The 14,233-nt window shown below is 54.7% G+C and carries 10 protein-coding genes, 1 tRNA gene and 1 pseudogene (1 of these 12 cut by a window edge); 7 read left to right on the top strand and 5 right to left on the bottom strand.

What is annotated here, in order from left to right; genetic code table 11:
• Window positions 1-67 precede the first annotated feature (67 nt).
• Both HY788_07630 and HY788_07625 read left to right on the top strand, forming a co-directional pair.
• Window positions 68-1,237, top strand: a complete 1,170-nt coding sequence (locus HY788_07630) for a 6-phosphofructokinase (protein MBI4774034.1) — start codon at window positions 68-70, stop codon at window positions 1,235-1,237.
• A 266-nt stretch (window positions 1,238-1,503) separates the two neighbouring features.
• Window positions 1,504-1,601 (top strand) — tRNA-Sec (locus HY788_07625).
• Between the two features lie 286 nt (window positions 1,602-1,887).
• On the opposite strand, the gene vanZ is transcribed toward HY788_07625, so the two are convergent.
• On the bottom strand, window positions 1,888-2,256 hold the full coding sequence (vanZ, locus tag HY788_07620; GenBank protein MBI4774033.1) for a VanZ family protein: 369 nt from the start codon (window positions 2,254-2,256) through the stop codon (window positions 1,888-1,890).
• A 217-nt stretch (window positions 2,257-2,473) separates the two neighbouring features.
• Here vanZ and HY788_07615 point away from each other — a divergent pair, with 217 nt between their 5' ends.
• The 3 genes from HY788_07615 to HY788_07605 all read left to right on the top strand — a co-directional run bounded on the left by HY788_07615 (window position 2,474) and on the right by HY788_07605 (window position 5,290).
• Window positions 2,474-2,695, top strand: coding sequence for a hypothetical protein (locus tag HY788_07615; GenBank protein MBI4774032.1), 222 nt, complete (start codon window positions 2,474-2,476; stop codon window positions 2,693-2,695).
• Window positions 2,696-3,344: 649 nt separating this feature from the next.
• Window positions 3,345-4,322: a response regulator gene (locus tag HY788_07610; GenBank protein ID MBI4774031.1), complete on the top strand. Its 978-nt coding sequence runs from the start codon at window positions 3,345-3,347 to the stop codon at window positions 4,320-4,322.
• A gap of 11 nt (window positions 4,323-4,333) precedes the next feature.
• Window positions 4,334-5,290: a DUF3473 domain-containing protein gene (locus tag HY788_07605; GenBank protein MBI4774030.1), complete on the top strand. Its 957-nt coding sequence runs from the start codon at window positions 4,334-4,336 to the stop codon at window positions 5,288-5,290.
• Here HY788_07605 and HY788_07600 read toward each other — a convergent pair.
• On the bottom strand, window positions 5,256-7,739 hold the full coding sequence (locus HY788_07600; GenBank protein ID MBI4774029.1) for a tetratricopeptide repeat protein: 2,484 nt from the start codon (window positions 7,737-7,739) through the stop codon (window positions 5,256-5,258). The two genes, HY788_07605 and HY788_07600, sit on opposite strands and share 35 nt — an antisense overlap.
• 898 nt (window positions 7,740-8,637) lie before the next feature.
• Between HY788_07600 and HY788_07595 the strand changes: the two genes are divergently transcribed.
• Window positions 8,638-9,285, top strand: a complete 648-nt coding sequence (locus tag HY788_07595; protein ID MBI4774028.1) for a response regulator transcription factor — start codon at window positions 8,638-8,640, stop codon at window positions 9,283-9,285.
• Between the two features lie 106 nt (window positions 9,286-9,391).
• Here the strand turns inward: HY788_07595 and HY788_07590 are convergent, their stop codons facing one another.
• Both HY788_07590 and HY788_07585 read right to left on the bottom strand, forming a co-directional pair.
• Window positions 9,392-11,659, bottom strand: coding sequence for a response regulator (locus tag HY788_07590; GenBank protein ID MBI4774027.1), 2,268 nt, complete (start codon window positions 11,657-11,659; stop codon window positions 9,392-9,394).
• 66 nt (window positions 11,660-11,725) lie between these two features.
• Window positions 11,726-12,196, bottom strand: coding sequence for a chemotaxis protein CheX (locus HY788_07585; protein ID MBI4774026.1), 471 nt, complete (start codon window positions 12,194-12,196; stop codon window positions 11,726-11,728).
• Between the two features lie 410 nt (window positions 12,197-12,606).
• Here HY788_07585 and htpX point away from each other — a divergent pair, with 410 nt between their 5' ends.
• A complete protein-coding gene (gene htpX / locus HY788_07580; protein MBI4774025.1) occupies window positions 12,607-13,536 on the top strand; it encodes a zinc metalloprotease HtpX in 930 nt (309 codons plus the stop codon).
• Window positions 13,537-13,639: 103 nt separating this feature from the next.
• Here the strand turns inward: htpX and HY788_07575 are convergent.
• Window positions 13,640-14,233, bottom strand: a pseudogene (locus tag HY788_07575) (histone deacetylase family protein) (it continues 227 nt past the right edge of the window).

Genomic DNA, 14,233 nt, shown 5'->3' with positions numbered 1-14,233 from the left:
ATGCGACTCAAAAAATACCGCCTCCCGGTATCGGCGCCGGCCGAACACACAACAAGAAAGGGACCTTATGAACGTAAAGAAGAACCTCACCATCGCGGTTTTGACGGGCGGGGGGGACGTACCCGGTTTGAATCCGTGCATCAAGACGCTGGTGAACAGCGCCATTGACGACGGCATGAACGTGTTGGGCATACGCCGGGGATGGGGGGGATTGCTCGGATACAATCCGGACGACCCCGACAGTCTGGACAAGAGCATCATGAAGCTGGACAAGGCCGTGGTCCGGACCATCGACCGTTCCGGGGGCACGTTCCTGCACACCTCGAGGACCAACCCCAGCGCGGTGAAGGCCTCGAACTGTCCGGAATTCCTCCGACACAAGCTGGACCCGACCAAGGAAAAGACCGACTTCACCCAGCACATTCTGTCCAACATCGAAAAGCTGGGTATCGACGCCATCGTCCCCATCGGAGGCGACGACACGTTATCGTTCGGCGAGCGTCTTCACAAAGAGGGCTTTCCCGTGGTGGCCATTCCCAAGACCATGGACAACGACGTGTACGGCACGGACTATTGCATCGGTTTTTCCACGGCCGTGACCCGCAGCGTGAATTTCATTCATGCCCTGCGCACCTCGACCGGGTCCCACGAGCGTATTGCCGTGGTCGAGCTGTTCGGAAGGTATTGCGGGGAGACCTCGCTCATTTCCGCGTACCTGTCCGGAGTCGACCGGGCCATCATTTCCGAAGTGCCCTTCGACATCGAGAAACTGGCGGCCTTCCTGGTGGACGACCGGTCCAAAAATCCCAGCAATTACGCCATGATGACCATCAGTGAAGGGGCCAAAATGGAAGGCGGCGACATGCTGGTGAAAGGGGAAGCGGACCCCTACGGGCACCGCAAGCTGGGAGGCATCGGCGCCGTGACCGGAGACGCCATCAAGCAGATCACGGGCATCGATATTATCTTCCAGCCGCTGTTCTATCTCATGAGAAGCGGTTCTCCGGACTCGCTGGACATGATGGTGGCCGTGAACTACGCCAATATGGCGGTGGACCTGATCAAGAAGGCGTCCACCGGGCGGTTGGTGGTCCTTCGAAACGGCCTGTACGGCGACGTGCCCATGTCCACCATCACCACGGGCCTGAAGCGGGTGGACGTGAGGGAACTTTACGACATCGAGCAATACCGCCCCAAAGTCCGCCACGTGTACGGGAAGCCCATGTTTCTGTATTGATTCATGGACTCCCTCGCCCTCTGGCCTGCTCCGAGCCGGCCGAAGGTCGTGAGCCTGTCGAACCGGTCGAAGGTCGTGAGCCTGTCGAACCGACCGAAGGTCGTGAGCCTGTCGAACCGGTCGAAGGTCGTGAGCCTGTCGAACCGACCGCAGCATGGGAGAGGGGTGGGGTGAGGGCGCACGTTTGTTTTGACTTTAAGCACGAATCCATTATATTAACTACACAGGGCGGTCGGACACTCGAACAAGTCCGATCGTCTTGGCGCGGAAGTGGATAGCCCGCTGGTGGGGCTCCCGGACTTCAAATCCGGTGGAGGGCGTGAGCAGCGTCCTCGGTGGGTTCGATTCCCATGCACTTCCGCCAGTTATTTGAAGGATGGTTTGCTTGTTAGGTTCCAAAGCCGTATTTGGAACTGCCACTGAAGTGAATTCCGGAACCTAAACGGTCCCTGCATGCCGCGAGTCCGTGATGCCAAATGATCATCACGGATGATCGCCCTCGAGGATCCGTCGGCCACTTGCCCCGAGCTACCGTAGCAATTTTCCCTGCACGGCTATGTCTCATGCCACATGACACGCATAGCTAACTTGCGCATTCGTCCCTGCAATGCGTGAAGCCATCAATAAGGATGGCGCGCCGGGGGGGAAGCCTATTGCCACGAACGTCGCGATTTCACGTACATCCCCAACGCCACACCCACGAACACGCCGAACACATTGGCCAACATGTCATCCGGCGAAAACATCCGGCGGGGGATGAAGGTTTGCGCGTATTCGAGCGCCATCCCCAACACGATCAGCCCCAGCACCGCGGCGAGAATGGATTTCTTGCCTTTTGCAGCCATGGCCGACAAAAGGGCCAGCCAACCATACGCAATGACGTGTTCGATTTTATCTTCGTAGAGGGCGTTTTCCGACTGGTGACCGTCGGTAGGCGGGGACAGGGACAGATAGAACAGGACGCCGAAAGACAGGATCAGAAAGAGCACGAGAAGCTTGCGAGGAATTCGGAGTGTCACAGATACCCTTTCGAGTCGGCGGTTCGAATAATGCGATCATGATATCACCTCGAATCTCGCCCCAACAAGCAAAAGGCGGAACCGCCCCCCACTGCCCTGCTAATTGCTGCTTTCAATGCCGGAGAGAAGGTTAGGCCGATGCCGCCTTACAAAATCTGTACAATTCGAATTACGACTTTTTCAACTTTTTCCTTAGACCAACCAAGCCGATGAGCCCATGGAAATGGATCTGTTCTCGGCGAACGCCGTCTTTCTTGTGAAACAGATCCCCTGCCGGCTGGTGTACGATACGGACGTCACGGAAACCGCGCAGGATGGGTTGGACTTACTCAGGTATAAGCGATGCGGCCTCTGTTTTGACGGGCTCACGGAGGGGCATGCAGAGAAGATTCAATCGTTTTTGGATCATTACGTTACTCGACCGCAACGACCCCTCTGAATCATCAGGACACTCTCCAACTTCCGCACGACACCGCCCTGAATCCGCGGACGCCCCGACCAACGGCTTTGTCATTCCCGCGTGAAGACAGGGCCAAGCGTTCAATTTCTTTGAAAAGATCGGAACGAACCGATATTCGAATCCGGTTATACCGAAGGGATAGGCCAGTGAGGAGGTTGAAAGCAGCCTCTTTTTTTTATGGCATTACATGGGGTTCATGCCGCATAAGCGTATCGCTCGAACCTCATGCAATATCCGGCAGCTTTGGAGGTCTCCGTGCAAACCCGCGAAGCACGATTTCCCATCGTTTTATGAATGACCTATGACGACTTCCCGTCATACCTGTGACCAATATCCGTCATTACGAACAGAATCGTCACCTTTGATCGTAATATCCTCACAAAACGCTTACCATCACAGGATTCTCTTGCAGATCCTCCGTCGATAGATTACAATAGCAAACCAAGTTACATATACGAAAGTTGAATGACAGTAAAGAAAGTTTTGTCATTTAGTGAACTTACATCGTCAGGAGTGATGATGCCACTCCGTGGTATAGACAGGAAAGCATATCATCGAACGTCTTGGAAGAGCAGCGCCAACTCCCGAGCCGTTTTTACTCTCCCAGAGGATTTCGTAGGAGCACCGCATGGCCCCTCTATTCCCGATGGACTCCAGGAAGAACGGTTCTTCCTCGCTTGGAGCGATCACCAATGGACATGCACGCGTTCTTATCATCGACGATGACCATTGTATCAGGAATATCTTCGAAGACATGCTCAAGTCTTTTGGAATACACACGCGGGCGTTCGAAAATCCCCTGGACGCGCTGGTACATGTGGAAGAGGACTTCTATAACGTCATATTGCTCGATATTGCCATGCCCCAGATTTCCGGCCTCGAACTGCTCCCAAAGATGAAAGCCGCGTCGCCCGCCTCGAAATTCATCATGGTCACCGGGTGCGCGAACAAGGAAAACGCCATACAGGCATTCCGGTACGGCGATTTCGATTTCCTTGAGAAACCGGTCGGCATCGAACTCATGTCCCATGCCATTGAGCGCGCGTCGAGAGTGCAGCAGACCGAGTTCAGACTGATGGAGACCCTGGATCAGCTCGAGAAGACCAATGCCAGGCTCACCGTCCAGAAAAACAATGAAGAACACATGCAGCAATGGCTGGTGGAGACCAACCGCGCGCTCTCCACTCTGGCCCAGAATCTGGAAAACACCCGGCTCGAATCCGAGAAACAGGTCGCGGAGACGACCCGGAAACGGATACTTCCCATTGTGACCAAGTTATGCCAGGATGTAGTCGTTTTCAGCCGATACCCCAACCAATTGGGGTTTCTCGTCCAGTATATCGAAGGCATGGCGCACAACCTGGCCTCGGATCAGAAAATCGCCGTGCTCCTGTCCCAGGCCGAACTGCAGGTGGCGTCCCTCATCAGGACGGGTATGAGCACCCAGGAAATCGCGCAACATCTGAACGTCTCGCCTTATACCGTTAAAACCCACAGGCGAAATATTCGAAAGAAACTGAGAATCCGAAACTCGAAATACAATCTTAAGTCCTACTTGACAAAAGAATCGACCAGGCCCAAATCGGCCTTAACCCTCAAGGACTAACTCTCCTCCAGATGCGCCCGCACAAAGGGTCGACCGCGGTCCCCAGCATTCAAAGCCACGCGCTAAGCATCGACGTGGAGGATTATTTCCATGTTCATGCGTTCAGCGCCGTGATTAAAGAAGAACACTGGTCGCATTATCGAGGCACACTGCAACGTCAGATCCCCACGTTGTTGGACATCCTCGATGAGTTCGAGACCAAGGCCACTTTCTTCGTCCTGGGCTGGGTGGCGGAACATTACCCGGCGCTCGTCCGGGAATGCCGGGTAAGAGGCCATGAATTGGCATCCCACGGACACGCTCATCAGGCCATCTACCTGAACGGCGAGGAGCATTTTCGAGCGGACGTTACACGGGGAAAAACCATTCTGGAGGATCTACTCGGCGAACCGGTCCTGGGCTATCGTGCTCCAGGTTACTCCATTGTCCGGAGTACGCTATGGGCATTGCCGCTGCTGAGGGAATTGGGGTTTGTGTACGATTCGAGCATCTTTCCCATACACCATGACTATTACGGCATTCCAGGGGCAAGGAAAACGCCCTTTATTCTGAAGCCGGCGAACAGCGATCTATTGGACCAGATTACGGGCCGCTCTTCCCCGGTCCCTCATGCACGGGAAGGACATCCCTCCGACTATCTGGTCGAATTTCCCATCGCAACCCTGCCCATCGGCAGACTCAACCTGCCGGTCTCAGGGGGCGGTTACTTCCGCTTCTGGCCGTACGCCTTCACCCGATACGCACTCAAGAAGATCGAACGTAACGTAGGGCCGTTTGTGTTTTATCTGCATCCCTGGGAACTCTGCGCATCTCTGCCGAACGTCCGTGGCGCTCCGCCTCGATCCCGGATTCGAACACGCCTGAATACCAAGGGAACGGAACAGAAATTCAGGAGGCTTCTTCAGGATTTTCGTTTCCTGCCGGTCAAGGAGGTTATCCGGAATCTGGGATTGGCTTTCTGGGAGTGATGAAGTGAGGTGATCGGTCGAAAATAGGAGCCATGTATTCGACGGATGTGGTGGCCTCCGGCCCTCTGATCCGCCCTATGGCCTTCTGCGCGGCATCCGATCCGGGAAAGCCGGGGGCCATCTCCAGAGACTTCTCCAGGAATTCCAGGGCCTTTGCTTTTTCATCGTTCGCCAGATAAGCCATTCCCAGGTGATAGTTGACCACCGGATTCCCGGACAACTCTTTATAGGCTTCTTGTATATAGGAGAGGGCAAAGGCGAAGGACTTCTTCTTGTAATAGATCCATCCGAGCGTATCGCTCACGCTCGGATCCTCCGGCATCAGATTTCTGGCTTTCTGGGCAAAGGTCAGGGCCTCATCGATGTTGCCTCCGTGCTCCGCCAAAATCCACGCCAGGTTGTTCGCGGCAGCGCCCAACTTCGGATTTACGGAAAGGGCTTCGCGGTAGTGGGTCTCGGCTTTGCCGAAATCATTCTGATTGGAGTATATGGCGCCCAGCAGCATATGCGCGGCAACATCCTTGGGGTTATTGGCCAGGACCTCCTGATACTTCCGGATGCCCTCTTCCGTTCGATTCTGCTGAAGGTAAAGCTTTCCCAGCTCTATATAGGCGGGAGTGAAATTCGGATTCTCGGAGATGGCCTGCTGAAAATTCTTCTCTGCAGGATCGATTTGTCCGGTGCTCCAGTATATTCGACCCAGGAGATGGCGGATCTGAAAGTCGGCCAGGGATTTGTCGAGCTGTTCGTTGCACAGCCGGACAGCGTCATCGGATTTGCCTCGCTCCATCAGCATGGCTACGAGGTTATCCAGTGCGCCGGCATGCCCGGGAGTGACGCTTAATACCCGTTCAAAATACGATCGGGCCTGGTCCTCGTCATGTTCCACCCGGCTGAGCATGCCCAGCTTGTAATTGACCAGAGAACTTTCCGGCTCGATTTCCAGCGCCCTCGAAAGAGCCTCTCGTGCATCCTTCACGTTCCGGGAGAGCATAGCCGCGTCGGCCAGCATGATATGCGCCTGAATCTGCTTTGGTTCCGCTTCCAGGATGGCCAGAGCCTGGGTTTTTGCCTCCTCCGGTTTCATCTCTCTCAACGCCAGTTGCCCTAGGAGCAATCTTGCCTTTGTGAACCGTGGCAGCGACTCCAGCCCTCGATGCAAGGCCGCGGAAGCCTGGTTGGCTTCGCCCAACCCCAAATGGGCAAGCGCCTTGTAGTAGAGGGCTATGGTCAGTTCAGGTTCGTTCTTGAGCGCCTGCTCCAGTTTTTCCAGGGCGTCGCGGTAGGATTGATCCCGAAGATCCAGTTCCCCTAACATCATGAGCGCCTGGGCCTGTCCGGGATGCTTTTCCAGAAGCTCCTGCGTCCATTTCCGGGCTTCCTCGAATTTGTCGAAATCCTTATACAACCGCGCGATGGATACTTTGATCTCAGCGGAATCCGGCTGGATTTCGAGGGCCTTTTGAAAGTGCTCGAGCGCCGGATCGAACTGCTTTTGAGACGCAAAGTAAGCGGCCAATGCCACGTAGGGTTCGGACTTTCCCGGCAACTTCTCGACGGAGTTCTGCAAGGTCGCCAGAGCCTTTTCGGGTTCATTCAAGCGCTGGTATAGGCTGGACAGGACCAAATAGTTCCCGATGTTTTCAGGCTCCAGTTCCAAGGCCTGTTTCATCGCTTGCTCACTCTCGCTCATCTTGTTTTGCCGGGCATAGCATGTGGCAAGCGCCTTCAGCGCATCGGCGGAATTGGGATCCAGCTCCATGATCGACTTCAGGGTCTGCTCTTCCAGATCAAACTGTCTGCTACGCTTGTGGAACGCGGCAAGAGCAAATCGTGGAGCCGTATCCTCGGGTTTGACCTCAACGGCCTGTTCGTGCAATTCCAGGGCCTCGGTGTCTCTCCCCAGCTTTTCAAAGAGCTGCGCCAGCCGGGTGCGGCCCGTGGCGTCCTGCGGCGCTTTTTCGATGAACTGGCGCAGGCGCTTCTCCGCCTCCTCCCAATTCTCTTCTCGAATGGCCGTGGTCGCAAGGAGCATAACCGCGCCTGTTCGCCCTGCGTCCCGTTCGAGGACGGCCTCCGCCTGAGCCTTCGCTTCCGCGTATTCCTTGGCCATCAAATAAAAGGCTCCTAATTTCTCGCGAGCATCCAGATTTTCAGGGTCGATGTCCACCGTCAGCCGGAGGGCACGGAACGCTTTCGCAAGCTTCTTCTCCTCTATGTAGCACAAGCCGAGGTGATATTGTGCTTGAGCGAGTTTCGGGTCGATAGCAAGCGCGTTCTGAAATTCGATTGCAGCTTCGGCATAATCGTCTTTTTCAAAATACGCCAATCCGCTTTCCAGGAATTTCGCTTTTTTCTCCTCTTCATTCGCGCAGCCCCAAAAAGACATCAAACAGAGACCGAACGCAACAATCGTCGGCAGCAACCCTGATCTTCCGGTAAGTCTCATATCCTTCACCCCGTTTTACGGTTCCATTGACGCTTTGCAGCAAAGCACTGTCAAATTTCATATCCTTAAGGTTTACCGGGACCTAATCGTCAGCTTCAATTCAATCAGTTATTATCGTTATGTACTACGACCTGTCAACACCAGAAACCCCATCACAGGTTCGCATTTCCTCTACTGCTGCGCATAGACAAAAACATGCATGGATAAGCTGATCGATCAGTATTCGGAACTTAGACCGTTTTTCTACATCAGTATGCCGTGTTTAAGCGTTAAGAGTAAAAGTGACAATACCCATTTCTCGAACGACCTATAACGGAAACTGACTATTGCTATACATCCCAATGTATAGAGAAGCCTCGGCTGCGTGCAAATCGGAGCGAAGTCGTCCCCGTCTTGATCCGGCATGACGTCCCACATCCAGTTCTCCCCTGAAGGATCCGCGATGGGTCCCCCTCTGAAAGACGCCCGGCAACCTTCTCGAATCCGATCCTGAGTGCGGGAACGCGAGACGCTCAGGGGGCCGCGCCCATCTCTTCCGGGAGGGCATCCGGGTATATCCTTGTGCGCGGACCGGGTCCTGAAAGGTGGAGGTGAGCGGATACCTCGAAAAACGGATTGCTCAATTTCTGCGCAGCCTCTTGGGACCGGTGTTTTCTACATTACTGAATAACTAAATTATATAAACAGGTTACAATGAATTAAGCGCATTACAACCTTATTGGATCAAATCGAACCGATTGCGCAGAAATTGAGCAGTCCGTTTCGAGGCTCGCGCGGCAATAAAATTAATGTTATTAAAATCAATAACTTATAGACTGCACCCACTGCGGCACGATTCTTGCTGGATTATTGGTGTGCACTCACACGACCCGCTCCACACGAAAGGAGTTTATCGACCATGCCGCTCAGGATTCTGCTTGCCGACGGCTGTCGGATCCTGCGTGAGAGCCTTCGCGGAATGCTGGAGCTCCAGGAGAACTACCAAGTGGTAGGCGAGCTTACAGACAGTCGCGCTGCGTTGCAGACCCTCGCATACCTGAAACCCGACATTGTCCTTATGGACATATCCAAAGATGTGTCCGATGGGATCGAAGCCGTTCGTCAATTGACACACTTTGCCATGGATGTGAAAATCATCGTTCTTTCACCACATGACGATGAACTGTGTGCTCGTGAGATTCTCAGTCTGGATCCCGACGCCTACCTGTCGACGGAAAGCGGCCTTGCCGAATTGTTACACGCCATTGAAATGGTTAGCCGAGGAAAGAAATATTTGTGTACGAATATATCTACCATCCTGATGAATGACTATATACGGCAATTGAACCCCGAGGAAGCCCTCCGGTCATTCGGATTATCGTTCAGGCAAAAACAGGTTCTGCAGCTCGTGGCTGAAGGAAAGACGACCAAGGACATCTCCCGAACCCTGGACATAAGTGAGTATACGGTTGAAAATCACAGAAGAAAGATCATGAAAAAGTTGAATATCCGAAGCGTGGCTGAACTCACCAAGTATGCGATCCGTGAGGGAATAACCACCGTCTGATCAACCATGATGAATTCGTAAAAAGTCAAAAACGTCCATTTTCGACTTCTTGCGAGTTTATCAAGAATGATTTCCCGGACATGCCGCAAGTGAAACACTAAGCGGCCTAAGCCGATTTCTGATGTTCAAGCACATGGCGAACGGCTTTTGCCAGCATGCTGCGGCCCAAAGGTTTCATCAAGACCCGTTTGATTCCCACGGATCGGGCCTTTTCTTCGGTCAAGTTACGGCTGAAGCCGGTGGTGATAATGATGGGAAGCTCGGGTCGGATGCGAAGCAGTTCCTGGGACAGGCTCAACCCCGTCATTTTAGGCATGGTGTAGTCCGTGATCACCAGATCGAAATCGTTGGCGTGGGCTTTAAAATACTCGAGGGCGGCGGTGCTCGAAGTGAATGTCGTCGCCCGGTAGCCTAAGCCCTCGAGGGTCTGGCCTTCGAGATCCACCAGCACTTCTTCGTCATCCACTAATAGAACCCGTTCCGTACCTGTGGGAAGGGACTCGTCACCCGATATGGGATGCGACGACGCCGTTCCCTCGAACACGGGAAGGTAAACGGTGAATGTGGACCCGTGTCCCGGCTCGCTTCCGGCGGTGATTTCCCCTCCGTGGCTCTTGACCACTCCGTGCGCCACGGCCAGGCCCATTCCCGTGCCTTTGTCCACTTCCTTGGTGGTGAAAAAAGGATCGAAGATCCGGGCCAGTGTTTCCTGATCCATGCCGATGCCGGTATCGCTGACCGTAAGTTTCAGATAGTTGCCGGGCTTCAATGACGGTACCGGTTTCGACGACTCCGGTCCGAAACGTTCATTTGAAAGCCCGACCTCCAATACGCCTCCCTCCTCCATGGCTTGGGCTGCGTTGGTACAGAGGTTCATTAGTAGCTGATGCATCTGAACCGGGTCGGCCAATATTCTCGCATCGGTCTCGCCCAGGCTCTGTCGAATTTCGATGGTGGAGGGGATAGAGGCTCGCAACAGATTCAAGGCCTCCTTAACGATGGACGCCAGGTCAACGGGTACCTGTTCCTGCTCGTTCTGCCGGCTGAAACTCAGTATCTGTCTTACCAGACCTTTGGCGCGACGTCCGGCCCAGAGCACCTGTCTCAGGTTTTCGGCTTCCCGACTTCCCTCCGGCAAATCACCGAGGGTCAGTTCGGTATAGCCCATCATGGCGGCCAGGATGTTGTTGAAGTCATGAGCAATTCCGCCGGCCAAAGTGCCGATGGCCTCCATTTTTTGGGATTGCTTGAGCTGCTCCTCGAGCCCGCACTTTTCCCTTTCGGCCCTTTTCCACTCGGTAATATCCTTGATTACGCCCACAAAACGGATTTCGCCCTCAACAGCGATCAAGGTTGCCGAAAAGAGGCCATCCCTGACTTCTCCCTCGCTGGTCGCAAACTGAACCGGAACGTCGGTCACCTTTCCGTCTCTCCTCAACAGCTCCATGATGCCGTCCGCGTCGGCGTTGCGGATAAGGTCAGTGAAACGGATCTCTTTCATCTTTTCGGACGAATACCCGAACCTTCGGGCGAAGGCCCCGTTGATATAAATGAAACCGAAGTCGTTCATCCTGCACACAGCGGTGGCATCCGGAACGCTCTCGAGGGTGAGACGATGCTTTTCTTCGCTCTCCCTTAAAGCCTTTTCCTTGGCGATTCGTTCTCTCATTTCGAGGTGCATTCTCTGATTGGCCGATCTGAGCTCATGCTGCCTCGCTTCGAGGCGCCGGCCGGCTATCCGCTCCTTGGCCAGGGACGTTTCGATCCCGTTTATTAAAATGTTCAACATCATGGTGGCCATGGTGTTCAGAAAAATAAAGCTGGCGCTCACGACCAGCCATTTCTCCACCGCGTTCTCGACCCCCGCGGGCCACTCGAAGGCGCCTTTTGACAGCAGCAATCCCACGACCAGCAGCGTCAGGGCGTTCAGGATCAGGGCGGCAACGGCGGCTTTCCTGCTGAGCAGAGCGCCCGTCAACACGGCAAAAGCGAAAAGCCAGATTGTCCCGGCTCCGTACGGTCCGACGGAGAGAATGAGCGCCCAGCTTAATACATACACCACGGCGCAAAGCCCTACTGCACGTAGCCGATAGCTCAAACGACGCAGAAACAGCAGGGAAATGACCACCGCGTATGCAAACGTGTCGACCGTGAGGACCCACCAGCGTCCCTCGATCAGGGCAAGGCGCGCACCCGGCGCGTACGCAAGAAAACCCACCAGCGAACAGCCCAGCACCACACTCCAAAGCACCCTTTCCCGCCAAAACAGAAGATCTTCCGCGGACTTCGCCCCATCGGGCATAGTCAGTCCGACGAGCCGGTCCCAGCCGTTTGCTCCCATACGAGTCAGAGTATTTCGCCTCGGATCAGACATGGCCCTTCCGCCGCGTAAACGCCCGGTCGCCTTTGCACCTTCCCAAGCCGGTCCGCCGACGGCTCGTCACTTCTCGGATCTAATACTCACTTCCACTGTAAAACCACCGAATTCCGTTTCGAATGGGATGGCGATGCATGGGGAGGATCGGTCCAGGTGCTGGACCACATGGTTCTTACCGGAAACAATGGTAGGTCTGGGCGACGCCACCCTGTACCCCATATCGTCCAGTTTTCTTCGAGCATCTCCGCAGGCCATATTGGTGATCTCCCCAACGGCGTCGCGGACTTCATCATCGATCTCGTGTACTTCCTCGCCGAGCATGTTGGCTATAATGCCCTTAATGCAGCCTTCCGTGAACGTGATCGAAAGCGTGCCCGTTACGTCACCCGTAAGTCCGATGATGCCTGTAACATCTCCGTTCGCCTTACGATCTTTCTTTAGATACATCTTGCCCGTTTTGGCATCCACGAAAGCCATGGTCTTCAACACATTCAATATCGCTTCCAAAAAGGGATTTATCAGCGTCGCGTCCATTCCATTATCTCCAAGGTCCGAAGGCACACCTGTGAACTCATCACCATTAAATAGCAACCGGATGCCGTGCGGCATGATACCATATCAGGGCGGCCGTCACGCAACAAATGGGATCGAATACACACATTTAGGCGCCGACCTGCTCATTCTCCCGCCGCACGACCCCATGTATTTCTCCTTTCATGCCATCTTGACGATCACGCAAGGCCGTTTCGACCACTAACCAATCGGCGTTTCGACAGAATTCTTGAGCATTCCGGATCGATTAAACCAGTTTCGGGAACGGCGTTTCAACAATATGAGATTGACACAAAGGTTTTGAATGCTCATTGTTCGTAGGGACCCATCGGTCCCATCCAAAATCGAAATCAAGAAGAAAACAGCCCATTGTCAATATAGGAGGGGGTTTCATGGGGAACACATTGCGGACAACCCTTTTACTGGCGGTGCTCACCGTATTCCTGGTCTGGATCGGAAAGCTGCTGGGCGGATCCCAGGGGATGATCATCGCCTTCGTTCTGGCTATGGCCATGAATGCGTTCAGTTACTGGTTCTCGGATAAGATCGTCTTGCGCATGTATCGGGCCCGGGAAGTAACGATGTCGGAGGCGCCCGACCTTTACGCCATTGTGAGGAATCTGGCCACCAACGCAGGCTTGCCCATGCCCCGGGTATATATCATACCCAACGATTCTCCAAACGCCTTTGCTACGGGCAGAAACCCGGATCACGCAGTTGTGGCGGTCACCGAAGGGCTTCTTCGACTAATGAGCCGCGAAGAATTGACCGGCGTTCTGGCGCATGAACTCGCTCACGTCAGGAATCGGGACATCCTCATCGGCTCCGTAGCGGCCACACTGGCGGGAGCCGTGATGATTCTGGCGAACATGGCGCGCTGGGCCGCGATCTTTGGTGGGGGCTCCCGGGACAACAAAGAAGGAGGCTCCGGGGGGCTCGGACTGATCGTCATGTCCATCCTTGCCCCCGTCGGCGCATTCCTCATTCAGACTGCGATCTCACGCAGTCGCGAATATCAGGCGGACGCAACAGGCTCGAAGTTTGCCGGACATCCGGAAGGTCTGGCGAGCGCGCTTAACAAGCTGGGACAGTATTCCAAACAGCTTCCCATGGAAGCGAGCCCCAGCACCGCGCACATGTTCATTGTGAATCCGCTGAACGGAAGAGGCATGATGAGCTTGTTCTCTACTCATCCGCCGTTGGAAGATCGCATCGCCCGTCTACTGGGCCGGAGGACCCCGGGCTCGATATCGTCAGACCGGAGCACCTCCCCGAGCAAGGAACGGGCGGCGGACGATTTCTGGACTCGTCTCTCTTCCTGATGCGCCGTCATCCGTGACGTCCAACGTATACCCAAAGTCTGATCGGCCGGTTCCGAATCGGCCGATCAGTCCGGTGCCTTTCGCATGCCGCGCGTTCGTACGATCAGATACCTTCCATGCCCTCCAAGAAAGCGCGCACATTTTCTCCCAGCACGTCGTGATTGTATCCTCCTTCCAATATGGCGAACAGGCCGGCCCCCAGCTCTTCGGAAGCGTCTCGGGTCATTTTTCCCATTTCTCGATAGTCGGCGGTCCGGAGCAGCCCTCCCCAGTCTTCCTCGTGATTATCGAAGCCGGCTGAAACGGCGATCACTTCACCCTCGAATCGATCGAGAACCTGTTTCACGGACTTCAGATAGTCGTCTCTGGACAGGCTAGAAGGGTTGAAAATGCTCACAAATCCTCGGTCGCCAAGACAGTTCACCGTGCCGTCACCATAATGCAGATCGAAATCCAGGACAAAAGCCTTGTTGATCTTCCCTTCCCGCTTCAGTTTCTGCAGGGCCACAGCCATGTTGTTGAAATAACAGAATCCCCAGAAGTCGTCCGGAGAGGCGTGATGGCCTGGGGGACGAATCAGGCCGAAGGCCGGTTCGGCAAGACCCCATTCCGCCGACGCAACGGCCCCACCTGCCGCCAGGGCGGCCATGTCAAACAAGCCCAGCGCTCGTACCCGCTCGATTAATTGCTCGGTATG

It is taken from the genome of Deltaproteobacteria bacterium (assembly GCA_016208165.1).
Classification (GTDB): domain Bacteria; phylum Desulfobacterota; class Desulfarculia; order JACQYL01; family JACQYL01; genus JACQYL01.
This window is presented reverse-complemented; position numbering and strand designations above follow the sequence as displayed.

Excerpts from the sequence above, each read along its gene's own strand:
- HY788_07630 (MBI4774034.1), top strand. The coding sequence starts at position 68 with ATGAACGTAAAGAAGAACCTCACCATCGCGGTTTTGACGGGCGGGGGG.
- HY788_07615 (MBI4774032.1), top strand. The coding sequence starts at position 2,474 with ATGGAAATGGATCTGTTCTCGGCGAACGCCGTCTTTCTTGTGAAACAG.
- HY788_07610 (MBI4774031.1), top strand. The coding sequence starts at position 3,345 with ATGGCCCCTCTATTCCCGATGGACTCCAGGAAGAACGGTTCTTCCTCG.
- HY788_07605 (MBI4774030.1), top strand. The coding sequence starts at position 4,334 with ATGCGCCCGCACAAAGGGTCGACCGCGGTCCCCAGCATTCAAAGCCAC.
- HY788_07600 (MBI4774029.1), bottom strand. The coding sequence starts at position 7,739 with ATGAGACTTACCGGAAGATCAGGGTTGCTGCCGACGATTGTTGCGTTC.
- HY788_07595 (MBI4774028.1), top strand. The coding sequence starts at position 8,638 with ATGCCGCTCAGGATTCTGCTTGCCGACGGCTGTCGGATCCTGCGTGAG.
- HY788_07590 (MBI4774027.1), bottom strand. The coding sequence starts at position 11,659 with ATGTCTGATCCGAGGCGAAATACTCTGACTCGTATGGGAGCAAACGGC.
- HY788_07585 (MBI4774026.1), bottom strand. The coding sequence starts at position 12,196 with ATGGACGCGACGCTGATAAATCCCTTTTTGGAAGCGATATTGAATGTG.
- htpX (MBI4774025.1), top strand. The coding sequence starts at position 12,607 with ATGGGGAACACATTGCGGACAACCCTTTTACTGGCGGTGCTCACCGTA.